Origin of the sequence: Streptomyces sp. GbtcB6 (assembly GCF_019091475.1) — a bacterium.
GTDB classification, from domain to species: Bacteria; Actinomycetota; Actinomycetes; order Streptomycetales; family Streptomycetaceae; genus Streptomyces; species Streptomyces hyaluromycini.
The window spans coordinates 295,396-320,743 of sequence record NZ_JAGXJL010000003.1 but is presented as its reverse complement, the minus strand read 5'-3'; the positions used below and the strand labels follow the sequence as shown (position 1 = coordinate 320,743).

Below are 25,348 nucleotides of genomic sequence, written 5' to 3'. Positions count from 1 at the left end.
GGTCGCGCCTGCCAGGGGCACAACCCGCCACCAACCGCCAGGAGAACACTGTGAGCACCAGCAACAAGAACGCGGGCACCGAGGTTGTGTCCCTGGACGCGCTCATCCAGCAGAAGCGCGACGCCCTGCCCGCCGACGTCGCCTACGAGGCGCTCGGTGTCACCTTCACCCTGCCGCCCATGCGGAAACTGCCGTGGTCGTTGCAGGAGAAGGTCGGCAACCTCAACGACACCTTCGCCGTGCTCCAGGAGACGCTCGGCGAGGAGAAGGTCAAGGAGATGTACGACGCCGGCTTCCAGCTCGGTGACCTCGAGGTCATCGCGCTCGACTGGCAGAAGCGGGCCGGCATGCAGCCGGGGGAATCGAAGGCCTCCGCCGCTTCCTGACGGAGCACGGGGAGGCAGTCGAGTGGGACATGGCCCGGTACTGGCCGGGCCGGTCCCTGCTGGAGCTGTACCGCGGCGAGATGTCCTGGCGGGAGCTGAGGGTCTTCCTGCGGTACGTGCCGTGGGACTCGGCCACCGCGCGGGCCGTCCGCAAGTCCCGGCCTGAGGACGATTTCTGGACCCCGGACCGGCAGCTCCTGGCGTCCATCGTCGACGCGCAGCGCGAGACCACTTTCACGATGGTCAAGCTGCACGGCGACCCGAAGAAGACCCGCCGGCTGAAGCCGCCTGAGCCGATTCCCCGGCCGGGCGTCCTCAAGCGGCGCAACGCGACCACGATCAAGTTCGGCGGCCGCCACGGCAGCGGCGCCGAGCAGCTGGCGAAGGTCTTCGGAGGCCGCGCCACCAACTCCTGACAGGAGGTAGGTGGCGTGGCTGGTACCGGTGGTGTGCTCGTCGGCCGCGGATACGTCAGCATCCGGCCCGAGTTCGAGGGGGACTGGGACCGCTCCGTCAACGCCCGCGCATCCAGCGCGGGCCGCAGCGGAGGGTCGGCGTTCAGCAAGGCGTTCGGCATCGGCCTCAAGGGCATCGGAGCCCTGGCCGGCGTTGCCATCGGCGCGAACCTCGCGTCCGCGACGGCCGGTGCCTCCGCGCTCGCCCCGGCCCTGGTCACCGCCGGGACCGCGGCTGGTGCTCTGAAAATCGGTCTGTCCGGCGTCGGCGACGCGATGAAGGCCGCGTTCGCCGACAGTTCCGCGGACGCCAACGCCGCGGCCTCGGCGACCAAGGCCGTGGAGACAGCGCAGCGGGGGCTCGCCAACGCACAGCGGTCGTTGGCGGACGCGCAGGTCGAGGCGGCGAAGCGAGTCAAGGATGCGCAGCAGTCCGTGGCGGACGCCGAGCGGGAGCTGACCGCTGCCCAGCGCGATGCACGTGACGCGCAGAAGGACCTCAACAGCGCGCGTGAGGAGGCCTCACGCGCGCTCGAGGACATGAACATCCAGCTCGCCAAGTCGAGGCTGGATGAAAAGCAGGCGACCCTCGACCTGGCGGAGGCCGAGGCCAACCTCAAGGCAGCGCAGGCCAAGCCAGGCACGAACGCGAAGGACCTCGAAGAACTCCAGATCCGCTACGACAAAGCCAAGCTCGCCCTCCAGCAGCAGCAGATCGAGACGAAACGGCTCGCCGAGGACACCACGAAGGCCAATAAGGCCGGCGTCGACGGCAGCGACCAGGTCCTCGCGGCGAAGAAGAAGATCAGCGACGCCAACCAGACCGTTGCCGACAAGGAGCGGGCGCTCGCCGAGGCGCAGGCCGGTGTCGACCAGGCGCGCGTCGACGGGCAGCGGCAGATCGCCGACGCCCAGCAGGCCGTGGCGGACGCCGCGGCCGCCGTAGCCGATGCCCAGGCGGCGGCCGCCGCGCAGGCCTCCGCGTTCGACAAGGCCATGGCCAAGCTCGCGCCCAACGCCAAGTCGTTCGTCTCGGCAGTGTTGGGGCTGGGACCGGCCTGGACGTCGATGAAACTCGACGTCCAGAACCGCCTGTTCGAGGGCCTCGACTCCACGGTCACGCAGCTGGGTCAGGCCACGATCCCGGTCCTGCAACGGCAGCTGACGGCCACGGCAGGCGTCTGGAACGCAATCGCCAAGAACGCGGCCGGCGCCGTCACCGAGATGGCCAAGAGCGGCGCCCTCAACAAGATCCTCAAGGGCGCCACCGACAACCTGGCCCTGTTCGAGAACACCCCGAAGCAGATCATCACGGCGTTCGGGCAGCTGACCGTGGCAGCACAGCCCGCGTTCAACCAGCTTCTCACCCAGTTCGCCGGCGCCATCACGCAGTTCACCGACGGGATCGCCGCGTCGTTCCAGTCGGGCGGCCTCGAGACCGCGATCAACACCGCGTTCGGGATCCTGGCCCAGTTCGGGACCCTGCTCGGCAACGTCCTCGGCACCGTCCTGTCGATCGTGAAGGCCGCCAGCGACGCCGGCGGCCAGATCGTCGGCGTGATGGGCGCCGTGTTCGGCGAGCTCAACACGATCCTCGCCGCGCCCGCGATGCAGGCCCAGCTGCGCACCCTGTTCTCCTCGGTGGCGCAAATCGTCAGCGCGATCGTCCCGGCCATCGGGACCGTCGTCCAGGCCGCTGTGCCCCTGGTCACGGCGATCATTCAGCCTGTCGCGCAGCTCGCCACCGTGCTGGGACCGGTCCTGCAGCAGCTCGTCGGGGCGCTCGGCGCCGCGCTGCTGCCGATCGTCCAGGCGCTCGGCCCGGTCCTCGTCACGGTCGGCTCCGCGCTGGTGCAGCTCGTCACCTCGGTCACGCCGCTGCTGCAGCCGATCGCGACCCTGGTCACGTCCGTGCTCACCGCGCTGGCGCCGGCGCTGACGCCGATCGTCAACGCCCTCACCAGCGTGGTCGGTGTCCTCGTCGGTCCGCTGACGCAGGTGGTCGTCGCCCTCACCCCCGTCCTCACCCAGGTCGGCACGGCCATCGCCGCGGTGTTCCAGATGATGGCGCCGCTGTGGCAGCAGTTCGCCGGCGTCCTCGGCCAGGTCGCGGGCCTGGTCGCGAACGTGTTCACGGCGGCACTGACCCAACTCATGGGAGCAGTGCAGCCGCTGATCCCGGTCGGCATGCAGCTGGTGCGCACGGTCTTCAGCGCGCTCACCCCGGTCCTGCCGATCGTCGCTGGCGCGTTCGGCGAGATCGCCACAGCCGGGTCTCTGCTCCTGCCGCTGCTCGCGCAGCTGGTCGGCACGCTCGCCGCGCAGCTCGTCCCGGTCATCGGGATCGTCACCCAGGTGTTGGGCCAGGTCGCCGGGCTCCTCGCCGGGGCGCTGGCGCAGATCCTGCCGCCGCTGTCGGCCGCGTTCCTCACCCTCGTCGTGGCCGTCTCGCCGCTGCTGCCGCTGATCGGGCAGCTCGTCGGGATGGTCGTGCAGATGGCGGCCGGTGTTCTCGTCCAGCTGATGCCGGCGGTGGTGCAGCTGGTGCAGGCAGGCCTGAACTTGGTGATCGCGCTGACTCCGCTGCTGCCGATCGTGGCGCAGCTCGTCGGCCTGGTCGTCCAGCTCGCCGTGGGCGTGCTCTCCCATCTGCTGCCGCCTCTGGTGTCCCTGGCCAGCTTCCTGATCGGTGGCCTGGCGACCGCACTGTCCACGGTGATCGGCTGGGTGGCGGACATCGTCGGCGTGTTCGCGGACGTCGTCGCCTGGGTGACGGTCCGTCTCGGGCCTGCCTTCAGCTGGCTCAGCGACAAGATCATCACGCCGGTGTGGGCCGTGATCAAATGGCAGATCAAAACGGCCTGGGCTCTGACCATTGGGCCGGTTCTGCTCGCGTTCAAGCTCGGGATCAGCGCTCTGGGCACCGTGCTCACCTGGCTCCGGGACAAGATCGTCAAACCGGTGATCGGTGACCTCGTCTCGATCATCAAGGTCGGCTACAACAAGGGCATCAAGCCCGTGTTCGACGCGCTGGGGTCAGCCCTTGATCTGATCGGTGACGGGTTCAAGGCGGCCGTGGACGCCAGCCGCACCCAGTGGGACAAGCTCAAGCAGATCGCGAAGACCCCGGTCGCCTTCGTGATCAACACCGTGTACAACTCGGGGATCGTCCCGCTCTGGAACAAGATCGCCAAGGCGTTCGGGGCACCAGCGCTCCCCGAGTTCCACCCCAAGGGCTTCGCGACCGGCGGCATCCTGCCCGGCTACACCCCGGGCAGGGATGTGCATCGGTTCGTCTCGCCGACCGGCGGCATGCTCGACCTCTCCGGCGGCGAGGCGATCATGAGGCCCGAGTTCACGCGCGGCGCCGGCACCGGGTTCGTGAACTACGTCAACCGGATCGCCCGCTCCTCCGGGGCGGCCGGTGTCCGCCAGGCACTCGCGCCCGTCCTCGGCGGCAACCCCCACACCACCGCCGTCGACCGGTCCCTGAAGTACGCGCACGGCGGGATCTACCCGCACCAGGCGTACGCGGACGGCGGCATCTTCGGGTGGATCAAGTCCGCCGGGTCGGCCGTCCTGGGCGCTGGGTCGAAGGCCTGGAACGCCGTGAAGAAGTCAGCGAGCTGGCTGGGCGACACGCTCCTGGCGTCCGCGAGGGCGGGCGTAAAGACGCTGGTCGACCCGCTGCTCAAGGACTTCCCCGGCATGGACACCTCGCTGGGGCAGCTGATCCGCAAGGTCTCTGACCGGATCGTCGACGCCTTGACGGGCTACTCCAAGAAGGCAGACGCGAAGGGCGCCGGCGGTGTGGGCGGGCCTCGGATCCAGGCCGGTCTGAAGTGGGCGCGCACCCAGAACGGTTTGCCGTACCAGTGGGGCGGCGATGGGAATCCGAGCTGGGACTGTTCCGGCCTGGTGTCCGCTGTCGAGTCCGTCATCCGTGGGGAGAAGCCCCACCGCAGGTGGGCGACCGCCGCGTTCCACGGGAAGACGGCGCCGCCCGGGTGGGTCCTGCACGGCGACTCCGCGTACCGGATCGGTGTGACCAACAAGGGGGTTGGGCACACCGCCGGGACGATCGGCGGGGTCAACATCGAGAGCCGCGGCGGCGACGGCGTGGTCATCGGCCGTGGCGCCCGCGGCTACCGGGACAAGCTGTTCACCGACTGGTATGGCTTCCAGCCCGGGAAGTACGACGCCGGCGGGTGGATGGAACCGGGGTGGGCCTACAACGGGCTCAAGACCCCCGAGGCGGTGTTCACCCCGGCCCAGTTCAGGGCCTTCGAGGGCGCGGCCAACGCCGGCATGGCGGCCGCGGAGGGCGGCTCAACGCAGTACGTCATCAACGCCCGTACGGCGGACTTCACCGTGGCCGACCTCGAGCGCGTCCAGCGCGTCCAGGAGGCCCGGGCACGAGTGGGGAGGCCGCGCTAGATGCCCTTGATCACAGCCCCGTACGTGGCTCCTCCGGACACAGGGGAGCCACCCGATAGCGGGACGATCGTCCCGCTCCCGGAGATCGGGTACGCCAGCGCCCAGTACACCGACCCGTCCGGGACGGTGTGGCCGCTCACCGACCGGGACTCCGCCGCCTGGTTCACCCTGGCCGACGGCGTCTCGGGCCTGGGGGCGGTGCCGTACGACCTGACCAGCGACCCGCACCCGCGCGGCGGCGCGCGGCTGCGTCACGCCCAGGCGCAGCCCCGCACCATCGTGTGGCCCTTGTTCGTGCAGGGCTCCACTCACATGGAGTTCCTGCAGCGGTGGCGGGCGCTGGCCACCGCCTTCACGCGGACCCTGCGGGAGACCGAGGGGCCGGGCGTGCTGGAGATCGCGCGGCCGGACGGCACCCGCCGCCAGATCAAGGTGTACTACCTCGAGGGGTTCGAGGGGCAGGGCAAGCGCGGCTACTACCGCGACGCGGACAGCGCGGTGATCTCCCTGTGGTGCGAGGACCCGTATTGGACCGACCCCGTGCCGCAGGTCGTCCACCGTGAGACCGGCGCGCTCAGCTCGTTCTTCAGCCCGTTCCCGACCGTCTCGTCCAGCCAGATCCTCGGCTCGACGACGGTGACCAACCCGAGCGACACCACCGTGTGGCCGACCTGGACCATCACCGGGCCCGCCTCCCTAGTGACGTTCACCCACAGCGGCACCGGCGAGTCGTTCACGCTCAACCCGAACGCGTCGGCGATCGGCCACGGCAACCTGCTCGCCGGTGAGCAGGTCGTCATCAGCACGGACCCGCCAGCCGTCACCTTCCAGAACGGCGACAACTGGATCGGCGGACTGAACTGGCCTTCGGCCACCTTGTGGGGGCTTGCTCCGGGAGACAACCCGCTGGCCTTCACGCTCGCCGGGTCCGGCGCGGCCTCCGCCGTGGACCTCACGTTCAACCCTCGCTACGAGACGGCCTGACCCATGGCCATCACCCTGCTCACCACCGACAAGAACATGACCGTCCAGGGCAACCCCCTCACCGGCTGGACGAATCTCGACGTCACCGTCAACTTCAACGCACCGGCGGCCGGCACGGTGACGCTGCCCGCCTACCCGGAGCTCATGGCCCAGCTGGTCCCCGGGCACCGCATCGTCGTGATCCGTGACGGCGCGATCTGGACAGCCGGGCCGATGGAGGAACCGACCAACTACCGGTGGTCCCTGGACGACCCGGGCGTTGGCGTCGTCGACGTCAATTTCAGCGACGACCTCGCCACGATCGCCGGGTACATCACCTGGCCCGAACCATCGCTGACCTGGGCCGGGCAGCACGGCAGCACTTACCGGTCGTTCACCGCGACCAACGCGGAAACGATCGTGCGCACGCTGATCAACGAGAACTGCGGGCCCGGCGCGATCACCGCGCGCCGCATCCCCAACCTCGTCCTCGACACGGTGGCCGGGGCCGGGACCAACACCGCGATCTCGACCAGGTTCGAGGCCCTCCTGGACGTGTGCCGTACGGTCGCGTCGGCAGGCGGCGCCATCGGCTTCCGCACCCGCCAGGACGGCAGCCAGATCAAATTCGGCTGCTACGCCCCCAGCGACAAGACCGCGACCGCCCGGTTCTCCACCGGCCTGGGCAACCTGCGCTCGGTCGCGTACTCGCAATCGGCACCGACCGTCACCCACGCCCTGGTCGCCGGGACCGAGACCACCGGCAGCAGCGTCCGCACGTACGTCGAAGTCGCCAACACCAGCTCGGCCAGCGCCTGGTGGCGGGTGGAGAAGTACGTCGACGGCGGCGCCGCCAACGACACCAACGGCGAGCTCACCGCCTCCGGCACCAGCGAGCTCACCGACGGCGCCGCCCCCGTACAGCTCGCCACGGTCACGGTCGACACCGACACCCTGCGCGCCGGCCGCGACTACGGCCTCGGCGACAAGGTGGCCATCGCCCTCCCGCACGGCCTGCAGCTGACCGACGTCGTCCGCTCGATCCACCTGCAAGCCACCCCCAGCGACGGCGAGCAGGTGTCCTCGGTCATCGGCTCCCAGGACGCCACCAGCGACCCCCGCATCGTGCGCCTGGTCCGCACGCTCAACCGCCGGCTCGGCCGGCTCGAGACACGCTAAGGAGCGGCAGTGGCACAGGACAGCTGGCCCTCACCATCACACAACGCCCGGGCCCTCACCGACGTCGAGTACGAACTGCTCGCCGCGCGCTTCAGCGACGACGGTGTCTACGGCAGCCCATCCGATACTCCGGTGGTCTCCGCCGGCGCAGGCCTGTCCGTCGACGTCCGCGCCGGGGTCTACGCCTCCGTACGCGGACACCTCTGGTACTCCGGAACAGCCGTCACCAACCTGACCATCGCCGCGAACCCCACGGCCTCCACCCGCTTCGACCGGGTGGTGCTGCGGCTGGACCGCTCCACCTGGAACGTCACCGCCGCGGTGAAGCAGGGCACCGCGGGCGCCGGAACCCCTGACCTCACCAGGGACACCGGCAGCACCGGTGTGTGGGAGATCCCCCTCGCCACCGTGACCGTGGCCGCGTCTGCCACCGGTGCGGGCGTGGCCGCCAAGGAGCTGTACGTCGGGTCCAGGGTCCGGCCGTGCACGTCGATATCCCTGCCCGATGCCCCAGGGCCCGGCGACCTCGTCTTCCAGGCGACCGACGAGAAGCTGATGATGTTCACGGGGTCCCTGTGGAAGACCGTGTACCAATACTCCGGGGTCATCAGCTGCGACGCGACCCTGACCGCCTGGGACATCAGCACGAGCTCCGTGCTGGAGGCGCGCAACGGCATCGTCAGCCTCCGCATGGGCTCGTTCAACCGGGCAGGCGGAAGCTTCAGCGCGGGGACCGAATCGCGGCTGCCCGTGCTGATTCCCGCCGCGTACCGCCACGCCTCCCGCGACCAGTTCGGGCTCGCCTACATCAGCGGCGGGAACATCGCCCGGTGCATCGTCTACTCGTCCGCCAGCGACCGAGCCGGACAGGTCTGGCTCACGAACAAGTCGGTCACGGTCGATACCGGTGATTTCGTCGCGCCGGTGTCCGGCATGAGCTGGGTGATCTGATGCGCTACCAGTTCGGCGCCGGCGCGGCCGACTTCGTCGTCACGCCGGCGGACGGCCTGTGGTCGGTGGCCCAGGGCGCGGTACTCACCTTCTGGGACTCCGCCCACGACGGCACCCAGTACACCGACCTCCTCAACTCCGGCGGCGAGTCGGTCTCGTCCATCACATCCGACACCTACGGCGCCGTACCGAGTTTCGCCGGCCCCGACGAGGTCACCGGAATGTGGGTCGACGCCGGCGGCAGCTCCCGCGCATGGATGTCCGCGCGAGGCGCGTACGCGCCGGCGTCCAGCTCCGCCGTAGAGGGCAAGGGACTCTACGTTCGACCCGGTTGGGGTTCGTTCTGGCGGGCCGCCCGGGCCGCGGCCGGCACCGGCAGCCGGGCCACCATCGCCGTGGTCGGCGGCTCGAGCACGGTGGGGTTCTTCGCGTCCGATCTGGTCACGAAGAACTGGCCGGCACTGCTTGCCGCGAGCCTGCAGACGGCATACGGCGATGGCGGCTCCGGCTACCGGTCGGCCCTGTTCTCGGCGAACGGGATCGCCGGATCCGACGCGACGGCCATCACGGCCTGGACGGCGACCGGCAGCCTGGTCGTCCAGTCCGGGACCTGGACGACAGGCGGCTACGCGGCCGGGCCCGGCTGGGGGTACACCTACGCCAGCACCAACGGCGCCTACCTGACATTCACGGTGCGCGGGACCAGCGCGGTCATCTACACGCTCGGCGCGGACGGCAGCCGTCCGTCGTGGGCATACTCCGTCGACGGCGGCTCCGAGACCACCGTGACCGACACGGCCACGACCGGGCTCGCCGTTCTGACCCGCACGATCACCGGCCTGTCCGCCGGCAGCCACACCATCAAGATCCGGCATGCCGGAACAACCGGGCAGTACCTGTCCGTCCTCGGCGTGGCCGGCACCAACGCCGGTGGCGTGGTCCTCAACAACTACGGTGCGAAGAATGCGATCGCCGCGGACTACAACGCCACGCTTCGCGCCGGCTGGAACGGCGGCCCCAACACGACGGCCGACCTGCTCATCTACACGGCCAGCCCCGAGGACGTCATCAACGGCATCTCGGCGGACGACTGGGCCGCCCAGGTCCGTCAGCACCTCGCCACCATGCGCGACGGCGGGACCCTCACCGGCGCCACCGACGTGGTCCTGGTCCTCCCGCACATCGGCACCGCCGACGCCCTGGGCTGGCGGTACCAGGACTTCGCCGACCGCGCGCTGTCCCTGGCCCTCGCCCACGAGGCCGCCCTCGTCAACTTGTGGGCGCTCGGCCGGAACTCCTGGAACTACTGGAACGGCCTCGGCTACTGGGCCAACACCGCCACCCCCGGGGCCGCAGGCACAGACGCCGTGCACATGTCCGACGCCGGCCACGCCTACGTGGCGTCCGTGATCAGCGCGCTGCTGCAGAGCTAAGGAAACCAGCACATGGCAACAACGCAGGTCGCCCAAGTGATCGCTGTGGCCCGCTCGCAGGTCACCTACAAGGAGGGGTACGTCGAGGGCGGCTGGACCAACATCGTTCGATACGCCCTCGAGGTCCCTGGGCTGAGCGGCTACCAGGGCCAGAGCTGGTGCATGACGTTCACGAGCTGGGTGGCGATGAGGGCAGGTGTGGCGTCCCTCTACCCGCGCGGCGTGGACTGCAGCGCCGGTGTTTCCTGGTTCACGTCCGCATACCGCTGGTCGTGGTTCCCGTGCCTGGGCGGCCAGGTGTTCTACGGGACATCGGGCCAGGACCACACCGGCATCGTCTACGCCTACGACGCCACGTTCATTTGGACCATCGAGGCCAACACCAACACGAACGGGTCGACGGAGGGCGACGGCGTCTACCTGCGGAAACGCAGGAGGAGCGACGCCATCGTCTACGGCTACGGCATGCCCAACTTTGCCGAGGGCGTCATCACCGCGGACCCGGCGCTCGCCAGCACCACCGGCTTCACCTACGCCGCGTCCAACTCCGGCCCCGGCGCAGGCACCCTGCTCCGCGCGGCACTGGCCGCCGGGAACGTGGTCACCGACGCGCTGTCCGTCGGCGGCCCGCTGACCGCAGGCGGAGTAGCCGTCCAGCAGGACAGCCTGACCCGCATCGCTCTGGACGTCACCGGCTACTCAGGGTCGGCCACCGCGCCGATCGTCAGGTTCCGCGATGCCGACGGCGGCAACGTGTTCCAGATCGACGGCGCGGGGCGGATCATCTCCTCGGTCAACCCGGGGATGTGGCGGCCAGCAGATCAGGGACTGCTCGCCTGGACGATGGACCCTGCCAGCTGCACGCCCGCCGGCAGCTCACTGAGCACTGGGGTCATCTACTTCACGAAGATCATCCTGAGGAACGCGGCCACCATCTCCAGCCTCTGTGCAGTGATCGGCACGGCAGGCAGCGGCCTCACCGCGAACCAGTGCCTGGCCGGCCTCTACACCTCGAGCGGCACGCGAGTCGGCGTCACCGCGGACATGTCGACTACATGGAACAGCGCCGGCGACAAGAACATGGCGCTGACCAGCTCGTACGCCGCTGCTGCAGGCACGTACTACATCGCCCTGTTGGTCAACGGCACGACCAGTCCGGTCTTCGCCGCCGGCTCCTCGCTGGGCGCCAACTTCACCCCGGGCAACGCCCACCTGGCCAGCGGAAACTACCGGTTCTGCCGGTCCGCGTCGGGACAGACGTCCCTGCCCGCCTCCTACACGATGACGTCGGCGACACCGGACGCGAACAACATCTGGACCGCGGCCGCATAGCCACCCCCTTCACGCATCGCCCGCAGCCCTGCGCCAGTCGGCCAGGGCTTTCCCATGTCCAGGAGTGTCCATGAGCACCCCTCTGCCGTCCGTCGGACGGATCGTCCACTACGTCAGCCACGGCACCCCCGTCCTCGAGGACGGCGGCCAGGCGTTCCCGTCGGCCTGCCGGGCCGCGATCGTCACCGAGGTGATCAGCGACCCGGACCACCCGGATCAGGTCGGACTCGCCGTCCTCAACCCGGCCGGCCTGCACCTCGACCGCGCGGTCCCGTACGACGGCGGGGGAGAGCGGCAGGGCGACGCGGACTGCCCGGACAAGGAAAGCCACGGCGCACCGTTCCGCTACTGCGCGTGCGGCTGGGTGGAGGCCTCGCACAGGGGCGGCACCTGGCACTGGCCCGAACGGGTCTGAACCCGCCGCCCCCAAACGCCCTGGTCCTGCAGATGAACACCAGGGTCATCCAAACCCCGCAGCCTCGTGCCCATTGGCCGGGGCCTTCGTCATTTCTGGAGTACCCATGGCAACACCCCTGTCCGCCGACGCCCTCGTCGCCGCGCTCAAGGCCGAGGGCCTCACCGTCGTCGAGCACGACGGCTGGCGCACCCACAACAGGGCCGGACACGGCGCCTGGGGCCCGGTGAACGGCGTGATCATCCATCACACCGTCACCTCCGGCACCAGCACCTCCGTGAGCATGTGCTTCAACGGCCGCTCCGACCTGCCCGGCCCGCTCTGCCACGGCGTCATCGCCAAGGACGGCACGGTCCACCTCGTCGGCAACGGCCGCGCCAACCACGCCGGCAGCGGCGACGGCGACGTCCTTGCCGCCGTCGTCGCCGAGAGCGCCACCCTGCCGGCACCGAACCAGAACGACACCGACGGCAACGTCCACTTCTACGGCTTCGAGTGCGTCAACCTCGGCGACGGCAAGGACCCCTGGCCCGACGTCCAGCTGGACGCCATGGTCCGGGCGTCGGCCGCGCTGTGCCGGGCGCACGGCTGGAGTGCGCGGTCGGTGATCGGCCACAAGGAGTGGACGAACACCAAGATCGACCCCAAGGGCTTCGCGATGGCCGACTTCCGGAACCGGGTCGCCGCCAGGCTGCAGACGAAGACCTCGCCCGGTACACCCGCCTACCAGCCCTTCCCCGGTGCCGCGTGGTTCAGGAAGAACCCGAAGTCGGCGATCGTCACCGCGATGGGCAGGCGACTGGTCGCCAACGGCTGCTCCGCGTACGCCGACGGCCCCGGCCCGCAGTGGACCGACGCCGACCGGGCGTCGTACGCGAAGTGGCAGCGCAAGCTCGGCTACACCGGCTCCTCGGCCGACGGCTGGCCGGGAGCGAAGTCCTGGGCCGCTCTCAAGGTCCCGTTCACCAAGGAGGTCTGAACATGCTGGAGTCCACGAAGCGCACCGTCCGTACGGTGCTCCAGAGCGCGATCGGCATCGCAGTCGTACTGCCGGCCGTCGTCGACGCCTCAGGCGTCCCCGAGGCGCTGCCCTGGGTCGCCGGAGCCCTCGCCGTCGCGGGCGGCTTCGCCCGAGTGATGGCCGTTCCCGGCGTCCAGGCCCTGCTCCCGAACTGGTTGCGCACGGACTCGGAGGCGCGCGAGTGACGACCCCGGACACCACCGTCGCGGTCGAGCTGGAGCGGCTACGCGGCACCGTGGAGGCGGGGTTCGCCCGGGTCGACGGCCAGCTGGCGCTTCTGGTCCAGCGCGGCGACCAGACGGACAAGACCCTCGACGACCATGAGAAGCGCCTGGACGCTCTGGAGCGAACGCGGTGGCCCCTGCCGACCATCGGTGCGCTGACGGGCGTTGGAGCGCTCGCGGTGGCGTTGTGGCAGGGTGCCGGCCGATGACGAATCGTTGCCCCCTCTCGCCTGCGGGCGGGAGGGGGCTTTCGTCATGCCCGGGGGTTCAGCGAGCGCTGGGCTCGGGTGATGAGGTTCTGGGCATCGGCGCCGTAGACCGCGGACTCGTCGAGGGTGTTCCAAACGCGCTGGTAGGTGGTCACGCTGTCTGCGTCGTCAAGCCAGATCTCAGCGTGCCAGTCCTCCGCGATGACGAGTCGGTCGTCGAGGATCCAGAAGCCGTTCGCCGTCGGGATTCGCAGCGAGGCCCCGAGCGGGATGATGCCGAGCTGCACAGTGTCCATGCCGATCATGCCTGCGAGCCGGTCCAGTTGTGCGGTCAGGGCGACGGGAGAGCACACCAACGCGTGGAGAGCGGCCTCCCAGACGAGGGCGTGGAAGACGTGCCCTCGCTGGTGAAGCCACTGCTGACGCAGTATCCGCGTCCGAACGGCCTCCTCGGTGTCGCGAACGGAGCCATAGAGCTCGGCGTACCGCAGGAAGATGGCGCGAGCGTAGTCGGCAGTCTGGAGCATGCCCGGGATGACCGACTCCTCCCAGGCGTAGATGATCTCGGAGCGGTCGACCTCGATGTTCCAAACGTCCTGGACGGGGCGATGGCCGGCGGCAAGCTGGCGGCGCCAGGATCGGATGTGCGACTCGAACCCGCGGAGCCGGGCCACCAACTCGTCACTGGCGTCTGGGTGGCCGACCGCCCTCGCCCACGCGCGCAGGTCGTCACTGGTCGCTGTCTGGCGGCCACCCTCCAGCTTGTAGATCTTGGAGTGCGGCCAACCGAGACGTTGGGCGAGCTGGGGGCCGGTGAGCCGTCCACCGGCGGCCCCGAGGCGGAGCTCCCTCAGGCGTATGCCGAGGGCCTCGCGGGCCTGCTGGTAGTCCGTGCTCACCGGCGGCCCGCGGTCAGCCGCGCAGCTGCGCGGCGAATTCGGCGGCCGGCACCGCTCCGTGCATGGCACGGTCGCGAATCTGGCAGTACCGCAGAACCTCAGTCGGCTCGGTGATGATCTCGACGTCGTGGAACACGTCCTGCTCGTCGATGTTCAGCCGGGCGACGAGGCGACTGTCGAAGATCCAGAAGTCGTCGGTGCCGAGGAGACGGGCATCGGCTTCGTTCCGGGGGAGGTAACGGATGTCCTCGCCGGCCGCCGTGTTGCGAGGCGAGTCGGCGAGGAGGAACAGCTGTCCTTCGGTCGGCGGCTCGTCGACGATCCGGACTCGGCCGATGGTCTTGTCGGCGAGGACCTGGTGGCGGATGTTCTTGGACCAGTCGTCGTCGTAGTCGAGGGTGATGCCGCCGGTCTCCATGAACTCTCGGTAGGTGGGGTCGTCGCGGTCGGAGGCATAGCCGCGGCGGGTCTCCAGCCTCCATGCGGTGTGCTCGAAGGTCTCGAAGAGTCGGCCGAATTCGTCCAGGCCGATAATGGTCGGCACTCGGTCCATCTCCTTCGGGGCGTGGTTGACGAGCAGTTCGCGCGGCACCACGACGGCCAGGTCCTCGGGGCCGAGGTGGAGCAGGCGGGCGAGGTCTTCGGGATCGGTGAGTGGCGTGCCCTGGACGATGACCTCGCCGGTGGCGACGTCTTCGTGAAGAGCGGGGCATCCGCCGTTCTTGCTGTCCGTGCCGGTGAACCGCAGCTGTCGCATGGTGCCGTCCCTCCCAGATCGGTTGTCCCCCTCAGCATCAGGGCGTTGCGTCGTCCGTTCTACAGCTCGCCGCCCGGCTTGGGAGACCAGATGAGAACACTCGGAAGTCCATAGAGAACATTCGAGAACATTCGTTGGCCCGCGTCAACAGGCCCTGCCTACCGTCCCGTTCATGACCCAGGCATCCGCCTCGCCCGACACCACCCCTGACGCAGCCGTCGACCCGTTCGCGGCCATGAACTCCCTGCGCTCGGCGCTCGACCAGGCGGGCATCGTCCTGCCGTCACTCGCCGTCGACCCGGGCGCACCAACACTCGGCCTCATCGACCTAGGCCGCGTGCGCGCGTCCGTGGCCCTGCGCCTGGCCGAAGCGATCCAGAAAGGAGACGCCGCCGCATGAGCATGACCGCCCCGAACCCCCCGGACATCCGAGCCATGCGCGTCAGCATCGGTTTGGTACTCGCGACGGACATCCCCAAAGCGGACCCGGGCGACCCCGATTCCCGGGACGCCCCCGAGCTGCATTTCACCGGCACCGAGCTGGACGCCCTCACGGTCAGGTACCGGGACCACGTCCGAACGCTCATCCCCGTAGTGGAGGCCAGGGCCCAGCTGCTGCCTGAACGCCATGCGAACCGGGTGGCGGCGCTGATGTGCGCCGGCCAGGCCCGGGTCCTGCTGCGCGCAGAACCCGCCGAGACGAACGCCCTCCGCGGCTCCATCGCGGTGCGGCTAGCCCGCTCGGTGCGGACGCTGTGCGCGCACTACGACCGGCTGGTGTCGCGATGAGCAGCACCTCCCCCTTGCCGACAACCCCCGCCTACGATCCAGCGGACCCGCACCGCAGCGGCGTTGCCCTCGTCACCCGCCAGCTCGACGAACTCGGGATCGGCGAGCACTGGGTGCAGACCGGCGAGCAGAGCGGTCTGCGGATCGTCGACCGGCACATCCCGCCCGGGCACGGCTGGTGCCGAGCCACCAGCGTCTATCAGGCCCTGTGGCCGGCGACCGCGGACCTGTGTGTCGAGGTCGACTGGTACGCCGACCAGGACATCCCCGCGGCCGAGCAGGAGGAGCACTGGGCCACCCGGCTGGCCGCGGTCACCTCTGGCCTCGAATCGCTGGGTTACGCGGTCCAGACGCCCGGGCCGCGCCGGGCGCCGGGCGTCGACCGGTACCAGCCGCTGATCGTGTCCCGCCTGCCAGTCGGAGCGTCCCCGGCGCCCTACCCGGCCGACGGCTGGGACCACCTGGACGTCCTGCCCGCCTACCGGTGGCCCGCGCGCAATCCGAGCAAACATCTCGCCAACGTGCTGGACGACCTCCGCATGACCAACTACGTCACCCGCACCCTAGACACCCATCTGTGGCCCCCGTACGCCACGGCAGCCTCGGTCGTCCTGTGGACCGGCCCCCCGAACGCCACCATGGACGACTGGGCCAGCGCCATCGCCCGCGTGCGCCGCGCCCTACGCGTCACCGGGTACCGCGTCCTAGACCACCGACGGCCCTGGAACCCGCTCGTCGACCACCAGCCATACCTGATCGCCTACCTCCGCGAGAAACCGCAATGACCTACCTGCCCCACCTGCCGAACGCACTTCGGACGGTGCGGGCCCGTTCGACACTCAAACGATGGGAGAACTTGCGTGACGACAGCTCTCGACCACCAGGCGTTCCCGCTGAATCCGGCGGATGGTCCGCTCCGGCTCAGCGATGAAGCACCGTCCGGGCCGGACACCCGACCCTGGGCTTTGAGGGGCGCCCGTACCCCGGACTCCACCACCGGGACCCGTGTCCCGGAGCACTTCTATGACCGTCGACGGCAAGTCAACCTCACCCCGGAGGGCGACCACCTGGTGCCCCTCGCGGCGAAGACGGCCACGCACGACCCGACCGTCCCGGACGGCAACATGGGAAACCCCCCGCCGCTGGACGAGGGGCCGAAGGATGCCTGAGCCAGTCCTGATCATCACTGGCGACGGCGACAGACCCACAGACAAGGTCGTGCTCGAGTTGGAGCGCCGCGGGGCCGAGGTGTTCCGTATGGACGCTGCCGATTTCCCGCAGCGGCTCACGCTGGCCGGCCGGATCAGTTCTGACCGGGGCTGGAGCGGGGATCTCACCACCGAGGAGCGGTCGATGGATCTCTCCCGGATCGGCACCGTCTACTACCGGCAACCGCGCGACTTCCGGTTCCCGGTCGGCATGTCCGTACCGGAGGAGCGGTTCGCTGCGGCACAGGCCCGTTCAGGTCTCGGCGGGATACTCTCCACGCTGGACTGCAGGTGGGTGAACCATCCGGTGGCCAGTGGCCGAGCCGAGTACAAACCGGTCCAGCTGAGGACGGCAGCAGCCTGCGGGCTCACCATCCCGAGGACTCTGATCACCAACCGGCCCGAGGAGTTACACGCGTTCGCTGCGGAAGTCGGCGGGCCCATCATCTGCAAGCCGGTCTCCTCGCCCGTGTACATCGAGAACAACGAATTGCGCACGGTCTACACCCGCCGGCTGAACCCCGGAGACCTGGAAGACCTGCGGGGTATCAGCGTCACCGCCCACCTGTTCCAGGCCTGGGTGGACAAGGCGTACGAGGTCCGGCTGACCGTGGTCGGCGATCGAATGCTGGCCGCCGCCATCAACGCCGGCAGCGAAGCGGGACACGAGGACTGGCGCAGCGACTACGGGAAGCTGTCCTACAGCACTACCGACGTACCGGACGACGTCGTCGCTGGCATGGGACGGATGATGAAGGAACTGCGCCTTCGCTACGGTGCAGCGGACTTCGTCGTCGGTCCGGACGGCCAGTGGACCTTCCTGGAAGTCAATCCGACCGGACAGTGGGATTGGATCCAGTACGAGACCGGCCTGCCCATCGTGGCGGCCATCGCCGACGAGCTGCTGGGAGTCTCCTGATGCAGTGGAAGCAATACGCCGAGGCCCTCGCCGCCGGCGTCTCCTACCCAGGGTCGCGCTGGTGGGATCCAGTCGTGCGCACGCGGCGCCACCTGCTGGTGCCCCGCTGGTTCGAGTCGGGGCCAGAGGGGTGGATCAGCGTCGACGGAGCCGCGGACGAGGAGGTATGGGCGCGCGCCACCTATGGGAACCGGACTCTGGTCACCCGGGTTGGGCCCCTGCACGCCGATCACGTCGAACCGGGCCAGGCGGTCATCGGACATCCCACGTCGTCCTCAACGCTGCCCGGCCTGGTCGTCACGATGCTCGGGCACGGCCGGCTCCAGCCAGGGCTGCGGTTGCTGGACGTGGCCACCGGATCCGGATACAGCGCGGCCCTGGCCTGCCTCGCTCTGGGCGACAGGCTGGTGACAACGCAGGATGTCGACCCGTACCTCTGCGAGGCTGCGGCCGGCCGACTGGAGAGCATCGGGTACCGGCCCGAGGTGGTCGCCGATGATGCCACCACGACCCTGCACGGGACATACGACCGGATCGTTTCCATGGTCGGCATGCCCCGGATCCCGAGGACTTGGCTGGACCACTTGGACCGGAACGGTCGGCTGGTCACCACGATCGCGGGAACCGGTCTGATCGTCACCGCCAACAAGACCGCCGACGGTGGCGCCGTCGGACGAGTGGAGTGGGACCGTGCCTCGTTCATGGCCACCCGGACCGGAGACGACTACGCATCTCCGCTCAACGACCTGTTCGATACCGCGGTGGAGTCGGACGGGGAGGAGGTCCGCACCAGCCCGTTCCCCATCCTGAACGTGGCGCAGGCGTGGGAGGTGTGGTCCATGCTCACCCTGACCGTGTCCGGCATCGACCACCGCTACGGCACCGACTCTGATGGCAACCCGGCCATGTGGATGCTCCACGCCGACGGCTCATGGGTGCGCGCGTCCACGAAGCTCGGCGAGCGTACGTCTGTGGTCCACCAGGGCGGGCCCCGCCGGCTGTACGACGCGCTGGAGGAGATCCGCTGGCGATGGTTGGAACGCGGCGAGCTTCCGGTGTACGGAGCGAAGGTCACCGTCACACCAGAGGGCGAGACCACGCTCATGCGCGACGGATGGACGGCGACCCTGTAGCCGCTCAGTTTCGGCGGGGCGGACGCAAGGACAGGCCGTCAACCGATCAGGTCACGCAGCTGCACGCCCATGGCCTGGGCGATGCGGATCAGGGTGTCCAATTTCGGAGAGGAGTACCCAGACTCGATCCGGCTGTACGTCGCAACGTCGATTCCGCTGCGGCCGCAGACATCGGGCTGACTGAGGTTCAGTCCCTCACGCACACGACGGATGTGAGCGCCCACCGCACGGCGGCGAGCGATAACCCATTCGTCGGGTGCAGTAGGGCGAGACACCCGACAACGCTCCCGGTGCCATGATCGCCAGAGAATAGGGTCGACCCTAATTTGCGTGATCTTGGAGCGGGGTGGGAATCGAACCGGAGCACCCCCCTCCACCACGTCCTTCCCGCACTCCTCCCCCAGGCGGGCGAGAAGGACCGCAGCGCCCCCGCATCACGCGGGGGCGCTGCCTTGTTCGGGCGTCGCGATCGCACGTGTTACCCGAAGACGATCGCGGATAGGCCGTTTTCTACTCACACCCAGCCCGCGTCGCGTTCTCTGTTCTCAGGCTGTTCCCACGGGAACAGAGAGTGGGATCGACCGACATTCAGCGCCATCGAGCGTCATCGAACGGCACACGTTTGTCCCGATATTCCGCATCGTCGCAGGTCACAGTATGTTCAAAAAACTGGTTCGAGTCCCGTCACTCACCCTGCACCGTCAGCCGGTGACCTCGTCGAGAGACGGGTCACCGGCTGATTTGCTTTCAGGGACCGCAGGCCTGACCGGCCCGGCCGGCTTCCCCCGCAGCGGGACCTCCTCGAGCGCGAGCGCCAGCAGGACGCCGACGGCAGACACGACGGCCGCCGTGAGGAAGATGTGCCGCACCCCGGTGACCACCGCCGCCGGCGACATCGCGGCCGCCGCCGGCACGGCCCGGGTGAACAGCGAGCCGAAGACCGCGACGCCCAGCGAGCCGCCCAGCGTCCGGAAGAGGTTGACGGACGCCATCGCCGCCCCCATGTCCCGCAGTTCGACGCTGTTCTGCGCGACGGTCCCGGCCATCTGCATCATGAACCCCATTCCGAGGCCGGCCAGCACCATCCAGCAGCCGGCCAGCAGCCGCGAGGTCCCCGTGTCCATCGTGGCCAGCGCCAGCGAGCCGGCCGTCAGCAGCACCGCGCCCAGCACCGGGAACACCTTGTAGCGGCCGGTGCGGGACATCACCTTGCCCGCGATGTTCGAGGCGATCACCACCGGGATCATCATCGGCAGCAGGAGCAGCCCGGAACTGGTCGCCGTCGCCCCCTGGACCGTCTGCTGGAACAGCGGCAGGTAGAGCGAGAAGCCGAACATCACCACACCGACGGCGAGCAACAGGCCGGTGGCGATCGGGAAGTTGCGGTGGCCCGTGAACACCCGGGGCGGCAGCAGCGGTTCGGGCGCCCGGCGTTCCAGGGCGACGAAGACCGGCAGTCCTGCGACGGTCATCGCGGCCAGGGTCAGGATCTGCCAGGACGTCCAGGCGTACGTCGTACCGGCCCAGGTGGCGGCCAGCACCAGCGCGCTGGTCGTGGCCGCGAGGACGGCGGTGCCCGCCCAGTCGACACGGGCCCTGGTGCGCGGGGCTGTCGCCGGGAGGCGGAGCATCAGCTGGATCCAGACCAGGGCGACCAGGCCGAGCGGGAGGTTGACGTAGAAGGCCCAGCGCCAGCCGAGGTGGCCGGTGACCAGGCCGCCGACCAGCGGGCCGCCGACCACGCCGACCGCCATCACGGATGCGGTCATCCCCTGGTAGCGGCCGCGCTCACGGGGCGGCACCAGGGTGCCGATCAGGGCCATGGCACCGGCGGCGAGACCGCCCGCCCCGATGCCCTGGAGCGCGCGGAACCCGATCAGCTGGACCATCGACTGCGCGGCCCCGGAGAGCAGCGAACCGAGCAGGAAGACCACGATCGAGGCCTGGAATATCTGTTTACGGCCGTAAATATCGCCTAGCTTTCCCCAGATCGGCGCGGCGATGGCGGTGGTGAGGGTGTACGCGGTCACCACCCAGGAGATGTGCTCAAGTCCGCCCAGATCGCGGACGATCGTCGGCATCGCGGTACCGGTGATGTTGTTGTCGAGCATGCCGAGCAGCATGGCGAGCATGACGCCAAGCAGTGTCCAGCGAACATTCGCGACTGGCATGAGAGGCCCCCCTTGTCGGGTGTCGGAGCGGGATGTGACCCAGAAAAGCACACCGACTAAATAAGTGCAACGACTCAACTTTTCTACCAAGGCAACCCAGGAGGTACGCTGACGCCATGACCGAGACGACACCTCTCGTCGGCCGCCGGGAGCGCAAGAAGGCCGCGACCCGCAAGGCGCTGGCGGACGCGGCACTGGAGATGTTCCTGGAGCGTGGCTACGACCAGGTCAGCATCAGGGACATCGCGGAGGCGGCCGACGTCTCCACGACGACCCTGTTCAAGCACTTCCCGAGCAAGGAGGCGCTGGTCTTCGACCTGGACGCGGACCGGGAGGCGGCCCTGGTCGGCGCCGTGCGCGAGCGGTCGCCGGGCACCTCCGTCCCGCAGGCGCTGCGCGCGCACATGCTCGGCGCGCGCAGCTTCCGCCCCGAGTACGCGGAGCAGCTCGCCGCCTTCAGGCGGCTGGTCAACAGCACCCCGGCGCTGATCGAGTACCACCGGCGCATGTGGATGAGGTACGAACGCGCCCTGGCCGAGGCCATCGCTACAGAACTCGGCGCACCGGCCGACGACCCCGCCTGCGCGGCGCTCGCGCACTTCGCACTGGAGGCCCGCACCCTGGCGGGCCCGTCATCCGACCCGGTGGCCGCCGTCAACACGGCCTTCGACCTGCTGGAAGGCGGCTGGGACGCGGTACGCCCCGGCGCCGGCCGGGACTAGGACGAGGCCCGCACCACCAGCTCCGTCGGCAGCACCGCGTGCCGCCGCTCCAGCCCCCGGGACGCGGCCGGGCGCCGGTCGGCGATCTCCGCGAGGAGGAGGTCGATCATCGCGCGGCCCATCTCCACTATGGGCTGACGGACGCTGGTGAGCGGCGGGTCCATGTGGCGGGCGATGGCCGAGTCGTCGTACCCGACCAGCGCCACGTCGTCGGGGATCCGGCGGCCCACCTCGCGCAGCACCTGGCGGGCGCCCGCCGCCATCACGTCCGAGCCGGCGAAGACGGCGTCGAGGGTGGGGTGCCGGTCCAGCAGCACGGACATCGCCCGCCGGCCGCCCTCCTCGGTGAAGTCGCCCGGCTCGATGAGGAGTTCGTCGGCCTGGTGGCCGGCGTCGCGCAGGGCGTCGCGGTAGCCGTCGACGCGGCGCTGGGCGCCGTACACGTCCAGGCGGCCGGTGATGTGCGCGATCGTCCGGCGGCCGGAGGCGAGCAGGTGCTCCACGGCCGAGCGGCCGCCGCCGTAGTTGTCGGAGTCGACGGAGGTCAGCGTCTCCGCCGCCGACCGGGGGCCGCTGATCACCGCCGGGATCTCCAGCTGGGCGAGGAGGTCCGGCAGCGGGTCGTCGGCGTGCACGGAGACCAGCAGGACACCGTCGACGCGGTGTGCGGCCAGGTACTGGGCGAGCCGCTGCCGCTCCCGGTCGCTGCCCGCGAAGATCAGCAGCAACTGCATCTCGGTGTCGGAGAGTTCGGCGCCGACACCGCGGAGCATGTCCGAGAAGTACGGCTCCGCGAAGAACCGGGTCTCCGGCTCGGGGACGACCAGGGCGATGGCGTCGGTGCGGTTGGCGGCGAGGGCGCGGGCGGCCGTGTTCGGGACGTAACCGAGCTCCGCGACGGCGGCCTCGACGGCGGCCCGGGTGGCGTCGCTGACCCGCGGCGACCCGTTGATCACCCGGGACACGGTGCCGCGTCCCACCCCGGCCCGGGCGGCCACCTCTTCGAGGGTGGGCCGACCACCGCTACGCCCCCGCGCTCCGTGGCTTGCCATGGGCTCCGCCCTCCTCGCCGACGTACAACTCGCTGGCCTGGAATCTAACAGTGCCGCCCGTCGGCACAGCCACGGCCGTTTTGTCATGACATATGCGGTTTTCACGGGCGCCAACCCGAGTTAGCTAACAGCCGGATAACTGAACGCGGTTCGCCGCGCCCGCTCCCTTGACACCCCGCTCCGAACCGACGACTCTTCAACACATCACTGGTGGGAGCGCTCCCACAGTACCTGACACATACACATCCCGCACGTTCCCCGCCCGAGCCGCAGCGAGAACTAACGGGCCCAACAATGCAGTTGGCCGGGGGGTCGGCACGTCAGGGCAACAGGAGGACGTAATGCGAGCACGTACCCGAACCGCCTCGCACAGGGCGGTGGTCCTGGCGGCCGTCTTGGCACTCGGAGGAGCGCTGCTGGCCGGCTGTGCCGACGACAGTGGTGGCAGCAGCGACGGCACCAGCGGCGGCGGCAAGGGCAAGACGACGATCACGCTCGGCCTGTTCGGCACCTTCGGCTTCAAGGAGGCCGGGCTCTACAAGGAGTACGAGAAGCTCCACCCGAACATCGTCATCAAGGACACCTCGGTCGAGCAGAACGCGAACTACTACCCGGCGCTGGTCAACCACCTGACCACCAACAGCGGCCTGATGGACGTCCAGGCCGTCGAGGTCAGCAACATCGCCGAGGTCACCAGCACGTTCGCCGACAAGCTGGAGGACCTGTCCAAGGTCAACGGCGTCTCGGAGAGCAACTGGCTGGACTCGAAGTGGAAGCAGGCCACGACCAGCGGCGGCCAGACCATCGGGCTCGGCACCGACGTCGGTCCGCTCGCCATCTGCTACCGCAAGGACCTCTTCCAGAAGGCCGGCCTGCCCACCGACCGCGACGCGGTGAGCAAGCTGTGGGCCGGCAGCTGGGACAAGTTCGTCCAGGTGGGCGAGCAGTACAAGAAGAAGGCGCCCTCCGGGACCACCTTCATGGACTCCCCCGGTGGTCTGCTGAACGCGATCCTGTCCAGTGAGAGCACCAAGTTCTACGACTCCTCCGGCAAGATCATCTACAAGACGAACCCGGCCGTGAAGACCGCGTTCGACACGACCGCGAAGGCCGCGCAGGAGGGGCTGGTCCAGGCGCAGACCCAGTTCCAGCCGTCCTGGAACAGCACGATCGCCAACAACAAGTTCGCGGCGATCTCCTGCCCGCCGTGGATGCTCGGCTACATCAAGGGCCAGTCCAAGGCGGACGCGGCCGGCAAGTGGGACGTCGCCCAGGCGCCGAAGGCCGGCAACTGGGGCGGTTCCTTCCTGACCGTGCCCAAGAGCGGCAAGAACGTCGCGGAGGCCGAGAAGCTGGTCGCCTGGCTGACCGCACCCGAACAGCAGGCCAAGCTCTTCAGCGTGCAGGGCTCCTTCCCGAGCGCGCCGTCGACGTACACCTCGGCGGCGGTGACCGGCGCCAAGAACGACATGACCGGTGACGCCCCGATCGGCACGATCTTCGCCGAGGCCGCCAAGAGCAGCCCGGTGCAGGTCATCGGCCCGAAGGACCAGATCATCCAGGACGGTCTGGCCAACAACGGCGTCATCCTCGTCACCAAGGGCAAGTCGCCCGCGGAGGCCTGGGCGACGGCCACCAAGACCATCGACAACAGTCTGGACAAGTGACCGGCATGGCCACCCGGCACGACACCGCCGCCCCCCTCGCTCAGGAGGGGGGCGCGGCCCCGGTCCGCCCGCCCGCCGCTCCCACGGAGGCGGAGCGGCGGTACCGCGCCCGTCTCTCGCGCCGCTGGCAGCGGGACATCAAGTGGAGCCCGTACGGCTTCATCTCGCCGTTCTTCGTGCTCTTCCTCGCCTTCGGGCTCTTCCCGCTCATCTACACGGGCTGGGCCTCGCTGCACACGGTGGAGCTGACCGCGCCCACCGACATGCAGTGGGCGGGGCTGCACAACTACACCCGGATCTTCGGCGACGACTTCTTCTGGAACGCGGCGAAGAACACCCTGACCATCGGGATCATCTCGACGGTCCCGCAGCTGCTGATGGCGATGGGGCTCGCCCACATCCTCAACTACAGGCTGCGCGCCTCGATCTTCTACCGGGTCGTGATGCTGGCGCCGTACGCCACCTCGATCGCCGCCGCCTCCCTCGTCTTCGTCCTGCTCTTCGGCCGTGACTACGGGATGATCAACTGGGCGCTGCACTTCGTCGGTGTCGGTCACATCGACTGGCAGAACGACAAGTGGCCCTCGCAGATCGCGGTGTCGTCGATCGTGATCTGGCGGTGGACCGGCTACAACGCGCTGATCTACCTGGCGGCGATGCAGGCGATCCCGCAGGACCTGTACGAGTCGGCGGCCCTGGACGGCGCCTCGCGCTGGCGGCAGTTCATCCATGTCACGCTGCCGCAGCTGCGGCCGACGATCCTGTTCACCTGTGTGGTGTCGACCATCGGCGCGAGCCAGCTGTTCGGCGAGCCGCTGATCTTCGACGCCAACAAGGGCGCGTCGGGCGGTGCGGAGCACCAGTTCCAGACGCTCGGCCTGTACCTGTACGAGCAGGGCTGGGTGAACCAGCACCTGGGCCGGGCCTCCGCCATCGCCTGGACGATGTTCCTGATCCTCATCGTGATCGGGATCGTCAACTACGTCATCTCGCGCCGGCTGCGCGCCAGTAGTTAGGAGACCGGCC

The 25,348-nt window shown here is 69.4% G+C and carries 26 protein-coding genes; 21 read left to right on the top strand and 5 right to left on the bottom strand.

Translation table 11 applies throughout. The annotated features are described in order from the left end of the window. The first annotated feature begins 50 nt into the window (after positions 1 to 50). The 12 genes from KVT45_RS06770 to KVT45_RS06715 all read left to right on the top strand — a co-directional run bounded on the left by KVT45_RS06770 (position 51) and on the right by KVT45_RS06715 (position 13,005). The gene (locus tag KVT45_RS06770; protein ID WP_217545566.1) at positions 51 to 386 is read left to right on the top strand and encodes a hypothetical protein; all 336 of its coding nucleotides are present in this window, start codon (positions 51 to 53) and stop codon (positions 384 to 386) included. A gap of 29 nt (positions 387 to 415) precedes the next feature. Continuing rightward, a complete protein-coding gene (locus tag KVT45_RS06765) occupies positions 416 to 802 on the top strand; it encodes a hypothetical protein (protein WP_217545565.1) in 387 nt (128 codons plus the stop codon). Between the two features lie 15 nt (positions 803 to 817). After that, on the top strand, positions 818 to 5,278 hold the full coding sequence (locus tag KVT45_RS06760; RefSeq protein ID WP_217545564.1) for a hypothetical protein: 4,461 nt from the start codon (positions 818 to 820) through the stop codon (positions 5,276 to 5,278). Continuing rightward, positions 5,279 to 6,262, top strand: coding sequence for a phage tail domain-containing protein (locus KVT45_RS06755; protein WP_217545563.1), 984 nt, complete (start codon positions 5,279 to 5,281; stop codon positions 6,260 to 6,262). It abuts the gene before it with no gap. A 3-nt stretch (positions 6,263 to 6,265) separates the two neighbouring features. Next, a complete protein-coding gene (locus KVT45_RS06750) occupies positions 6,266 to 7,420 on the top strand; it encodes a siphovirus ReqiPepy6 Gp37-like family protein (protein WP_217545562.1) in 1,155 nt (384 codons plus the stop codon). A gap of 9 nt (positions 7,421 to 7,429) precedes the next feature. Then, the gene (locus KVT45_RS06745; protein WP_217545561.1) at positions 7,430 to 8,371 is read left to right on the top strand and encodes a hypothetical protein; all 942 of its coding nucleotides are present in this window, start codon (positions 7,430 to 7,432) and stop codon (positions 8,369 to 8,371) included. Beyond that, positions 8,371 to 9,804 (top strand): hypothetical protein, encoded by a 1,434-nt coding sequence (locus KVT45_RS06740; RefSeq protein WP_217545560.1) that lies wholly within the window; start codon positions 8,371 to 8,373, stop codon positions 9,802 to 9,804. Before KVT45_RS06745 ends, KVT45_RS06740 begins: the two co-directional genes overlap by 1 nt. A 12-nt stretch (positions 9,805 to 9,816) precedes the next feature. After that, positions 9,817 to 11,136, top strand: a complete 1,320-nt coding sequence (locus KVT45_RS06735; RefSeq protein WP_217545559.1) for a hypothetical protein — start codon at positions 9,817 to 9,819, stop codon at positions 11,134 to 11,136. A gap of 70 nt (positions 11,137 to 11,206) precedes the next feature. Further along, positions 11,207 to 11,551, top strand: a complete 345-nt coding sequence (locus tag KVT45_RS06730; protein ID WP_217545558.1) for a hypothetical protein — start codon at positions 11,207 to 11,209, stop codon at positions 11,549 to 11,551. 106 nt (positions 11,552 to 11,657) lie between these two features. Next, positions 11,658 to 12,530, top strand: coding sequence for a peptidoglycan-binding protein (locus tag KVT45_RS06725; RefSeq protein ID WP_217545557.1), 873 nt, complete (start codon positions 11,658 to 11,660; stop codon positions 12,528 to 12,530). 2 nt (positions 12,531 to 12,532) lie between these two features. Next, entirely contained in the window at positions 12,533 to 12,757 is a 225-nt protein-coding gene (locus tag KVT45_RS06720) for a hypothetical protein (protein WP_217545556.1), read from the top strand. Beyond that, complete coding sequence (locus KVT45_RS06715) at positions 12,754 to 13,005, top strand: hypothetical protein (RefSeq protein WP_217545555.1); 252 nt, start codon at positions 12,754 to 12,756, stop codon at positions 13,003 to 13,005. Before KVT45_RS06720 ends, KVT45_RS06715 begins: the two co-directional genes overlap by 4 nt. A 44-nt stretch (positions 13,006 to 13,049) precedes the next feature. Here KVT45_RS06715 and KVT45_RS06710 read toward each other — a convergent pair whose 3' ends face one another. Both KVT45_RS06710 and KVT45_RS06705 read right to left on the bottom strand, forming a co-directional pair. After that, positions 13,050 to 13,904, bottom strand: a complete 855-nt coding sequence (locus KVT45_RS06710) for a helix-turn-helix transcriptional regulator (protein WP_217545554.1) — start codon at positions 13,902 to 13,904, stop codon at positions 13,050 to 13,052. A gap of 13 nt (positions 13,905 to 13,917) precedes the next feature. Next, positions 13,918 to 14,661 carry a DUF6879 family protein gene (locus KVT45_RS06705; protein WP_217545553.1) on the bottom strand — a complete coding sequence of 248 codons (744 nt, stop codon included), beginning with the start codon at positions 14,659 to 14,661 and terminating at the stop codon, positions 13,918 to 13,920. Positions 14,662 to 14,833: 172 nt separating this feature from the next. Between KVT45_RS06705 and KVT45_RS06700 the strand changes: the two genes are divergently transcribed. The 6 genes from KVT45_RS06700 to KVT45_RS06675 all read left to right on the top strand — a co-directional run bounded on the left by KVT45_RS06700 (position 14,834) and on the right by KVT45_RS06675 (position 18,710). Continuing rightward, positions 14,834 to 15,061: a hypothetical protein gene (locus KVT45_RS06700; RefSeq protein WP_217545552.1), complete on the top strand. Its 228-nt coding sequence runs from the start codon at positions 14,834 to 14,836 to the stop codon at positions 15,059 to 15,061. Beyond that, positions 15,058 to 15,450 carry a DUF6415 family natural product biosynthesis protein gene (locus KVT45_RS06695; protein ID WP_217545551.1) on the top strand — a complete coding sequence of 131 codons (393 nt, stop codon included), beginning with the start codon at positions 15,058 to 15,060 and terminating at the stop codon, positions 15,448 to 15,450. Before KVT45_RS06700 ends, KVT45_RS06695 begins: the two co-directional genes overlap by 4 nt. After that, positions 15,447 to 16,235 carry a hypothetical protein gene (locus tag KVT45_RS06690; RefSeq protein ID WP_217545550.1) on the top strand — a complete coding sequence of 263 codons (789 nt, stop codon included), beginning with the start codon at positions 15,447 to 15,449 and terminating at the stop codon, positions 16,233 to 16,235. The genes KVT45_RS06695 and KVT45_RS06690 overlap by 4 nt, the downstream gene beginning before the upstream one ends. Positions 16,236 to 16,310: 75 nt before the next feature. Beyond that, on the top strand, positions 16,311 to 16,619 hold the full coding sequence (locus KVT45_RS06685) for a hypothetical protein (RefSeq protein ID WP_217545549.1): 309 nt from the start codon (positions 16,311 to 16,313) through the stop codon (positions 16,617 to 16,619). Beyond that, positions 16,612 to 17,577, top strand: a complete 966-nt coding sequence (tgmB, locus tag KVT45_RS06680) for an ATP-grasp ribosomal peptide maturase (protein ID WP_217545548.1) — start codon at positions 16,612 to 16,614, stop codon at positions 17,575 to 17,577. Before KVT45_RS06685 ends, tgmB begins: the two co-directional genes overlap by 8 nt. Continuing rightward, positions 17,577 to 18,710 (top strand): protein-L-isoaspartate(D-aspartate) O-methyltransferase, encoded by a 1,134-nt coding sequence (locus KVT45_RS06675; protein ID WP_217545547.1) that lies wholly within the window; start codon positions 17,577 to 17,579, stop codon positions 18,708 to 18,710. Before tgmB ends, KVT45_RS06675 begins: the two co-directional genes overlap by 1 nt. Before the next feature lie 38 nt (positions 18,711 to 18,748). Here the strand turns inward: KVT45_RS06675 and KVT45_RS58035 are convergent, their stop codons facing one another. Continuing rightward, positions 18,749 to 18,934: a helix-turn-helix transcriptional regulator gene (locus tag KVT45_RS58035; protein WP_308310666.1), complete on the bottom strand. Its 186-nt coding sequence runs from the start codon at positions 18,932 to 18,934 to the stop codon at positions 18,749 to 18,751. A 477-nt stretch (positions 18,935 to 19,411) separates the two neighbouring features. Further along, positions 19,412 to 20,881, bottom strand: a complete 1,470-nt coding sequence (locus KVT45_RS06665; protein ID WP_217545545.1) for an MDR family MFS transporter — start codon at positions 20,879 to 20,881, stop codon at positions 19,412 to 19,414. A 116-nt stretch (positions 20,882 to 20,997) separates the two neighbouring features. Here KVT45_RS06665 and KVT45_RS06660 point away from each other — a divergent pair, with 116 nt between their 5' ends. Further along, on the top strand, positions 20,998 to 21,603 hold the full coding sequence (locus KVT45_RS06660; RefSeq protein WP_217545544.1) for a TetR/AcrR family transcriptional regulator: 606 nt from the start codon (positions 20,998 to 21,000) through the stop codon (positions 21,601 to 21,603). On the opposite strand, the gene KVT45_RS06655 is transcribed toward KVT45_RS06660, so the two are convergent. Then, a complete protein-coding gene (locus tag KVT45_RS06655; RefSeq protein ID WP_217545543.1) occupies positions 21,600 to 22,655 on the bottom strand; it encodes a LacI family DNA-binding transcriptional regulator in 1,056 nt (351 codons plus the stop codon). The two genes, KVT45_RS06660 and KVT45_RS06655, sit on opposite strands and share 4 nt — an antisense overlap. 341 nt (positions 22,656 to 22,996) lie before the next feature. On the opposite strand from KVT45_RS06655, the gene KVT45_RS06650 reads away from it, so the two are divergent. Together KVT45_RS06650 and KVT45_RS06645 are read left to right on the top strand one after the other, a co-directional pair. Next, positions 22,997 to 24,322 (top strand): ABC transporter substrate-binding protein, encoded by a 1,326-nt coding sequence (locus tag KVT45_RS06650; protein WP_217545542.1) that lies wholly within the window; start codon positions 22,997 to 22,999, stop codon positions 24,320 to 24,322. A gap of 5 nt (positions 24,323 to 24,327) precedes the next feature. Continuing rightward, positions 24,328 to 25,338 carry a carbohydrate ABC transporter permease gene (locus KVT45_RS06645; protein WP_217545787.1) on the top strand — a complete coding sequence of 337 codons (1,011 nt, stop codon included), beginning with the start codon at positions 24,328 to 24,330 and terminating at the stop codon, positions 25,336 to 25,338. Positions 25,339 to 25,348 lie beyond the last annotated feature (10 nt).

Excerpts from the sequence above, each read along its gene's own strand:
- KVT45_RS06740 (WP_217545560.1), top strand. The coding sequence starts at position 8,371 with ATGCGCTACCAGTTCGGCGCCGGCGCGGCCGACTTCGTCGTCACGCCG.
- KVT45_RS06675 (WP_217545547.1), top strand. The coding sequence starts at position 17,577 with ATGCAGTGGAAGCAATACGCCGAGGCCCTCGCCGCCGGCGTCTCCTAC.
- KVT45_RS06700 (WP_217545552.1), top strand. The coding sequence starts at position 14,834 with ATGACCCAGGCATCCGCCTCGCCCGACACCACCCCTGACGCAGCCGTC.
- KVT45_RS06660 (WP_217545544.1), top strand. The coding sequence starts at position 20,998 with ATGACCGAGACGACACCTCTCGTCGGCCGCCGGGAGCGCAAGAAGGCC.
- KVT45_RS06720 (WP_217545556.1), top strand. The coding sequence starts at position 12,533 with ATGCTGGAGTCCACGAAGCGCACCGTCCGTACGGTGCTCCAGAGCGCG.
- KVT45_RS06665 (WP_217545545.1), bottom strand. The coding sequence starts at position 20,881 with ATGCCAGTCGCGAATGTTCGCTGGACACTGCTTGGCGTCATGCTCGCC.
- KVT45_RS06725 (WP_217545557.1), top strand. The coding sequence starts at position 11,658 with ATGGCAACACCCCTGTCCGCCGACGCCCTCGTCGCCGCGCTCAAGGCC.
- KVT45_RS06655 (WP_217545543.1), bottom strand. The coding sequence starts at position 22,655 with ATGGCAAGCCACGGAGCGCGGGGGCGTAGCGGTGGTCGGCCCACCCTC.
- KVT45_RS06765 (WP_217545565.1), top strand. The coding sequence starts at position 416 with ATGGCCCGGTACTGGCCGGGCCGGTCCCTGCTGGAGCTGTACCGCGGC.
- tgmB (WP_217545548.1), top strand. The coding sequence starts at position 16,612 with ATGCCTGAGCCAGTCCTGATCATCACTGGCGACGGCGACAGACCCACA.
- KVT45_RS06650 (WP_217545542.1), top strand. The coding sequence starts at position 22,997 with ATGCGAGCACGTACCCGAACCGCCTCGCACAGGGCGGTGGTCCTGGCG.
- KVT45_RS06645 (WP_217545787.1), top strand. The coding sequence starts at position 24,328 with ATGGCCACCCGGCACGACACCGCCGCCCCCCTCGCTCAGGAGGGGGGC.
- KVT45_RS06730 (WP_217545558.1), top strand. The coding sequence starts at position 11,207 with ATGAGCACCCCTCTGCCGTCCGTCGGACGGATCGTCCACTACGTCAGC.
- KVT45_RS06735 (WP_217545559.1), top strand. The coding sequence starts at position 9,817 with ATGGCAACAACGCAGGTCGCCCAAGTGATCGCTGTGGCCCGCTCGCAG.
- KVT45_RS06705 (WP_217545553.1), bottom strand. The coding sequence starts at position 14,661 with ATGCGACAGCTGCGGTTCACCGGCACGGACAGCAAGAACGGCGGATGC.
- KVT45_RS06695 (WP_217545551.1), top strand. The coding sequence starts at position 15,058 with ATGAGCATGACCGCCCCGAACCCCCCGGACATCCGAGCCATGCGCGTC.
- KVT45_RS06690 (WP_217545550.1), top strand. The coding sequence starts at position 15,447 with ATGAGCAGCACCTCCCCCTTGCCGACAACCCCCGCCTACGATCCAGCG.
- KVT45_RS06750 (WP_217545562.1), top strand. The coding sequence starts at position 6,266 with ATGGCCATCACCCTGCTCACCACCGACAAGAACATGACCGTCCAGGGC.
- KVT45_RS06755 (WP_217545563.1), top strand. The coding sequence starts at position 5,279 with ATGCCCTTGATCACAGCCCCGTACGTGGCTCCTCCGGACACAGGGGAG.